Annotated in this window: 1 protein-coding gene; it reads left to right on the top strand. The window is 68.4% G+C overall.

Going from position 1 to position 591, the window contains the following annotated elements:
- Nucleotides 1–137: 137 nt before the first annotated feature.
- A partial coding sequence (locus NS331_RS26485; RefSeq protein ID WP_193758219.1) for a DMT family transporter occupies nt 138–591 on the top strand: 454 nt, incomplete at its 3' end.

Here is a 591-nt window from a genome sequence, read left to right as displayed (position 1 = left end):
AAGACAGGCAACGTGCCTCGACGAGAAGGCAGCACTGAATCGCCGGTGCTGCGGCAGCGGGCTGCCGGCTCGAGGAAATTATGTCATTCAGGTGGCACTCAGCGTGCGCGCTGCGCCACTGCTACGCTCAGCGACCCATGCTTCCAAGCTCCGCGACCCCGGCCCGAGGAATCGGTGCCATCTACCAGCGCGCCACGCACAGCGCCGCCGCCCTGCTGGTGTTCACCACACTCCTGTGGGGCTGCAATGCGGTGGCCGCGCGACTGGCGGTCGGGAACATCTCGCCGATGATGCTCACGACGGCACGCTGGACCATCTGCTGCGCCGCGCTGTGGCTCACCGCGCGCCACACCATCGCGGCCCACTGGCGGCCCGTCGCGCGGTCCTGGCGCATGGTGGCGTTGATGGGCACGGCTGGCTTCACGGCCTTCAACGCGTTGTTCTACGCCGCGGCGCACCACACCTCCGCCATCAACCTGGCCATCATCCAGGGCACCATTCCGGTCCTGGTGCTGGTGGGCAGCTTCCTGTTCATGGGCCGGCGCTTCCGTCCGGTTCAGGCCCTCGGTGTGGCCGTGACGCTGGCCGGCT

Origin of the sequence: Pseudacidovorax intermedius (genome assembly GCF_001476815.1) — a bacterium.
GTDB lineage: Bacteria > Pseudomonadota > Gammaproteobacteria > Burkholderiales > Burkholderiaceae_C > Xenophilus > Xenophilus intermedius_A.
This window is presented reverse-complemented; position numbering and strand designations above follow the sequence as displayed.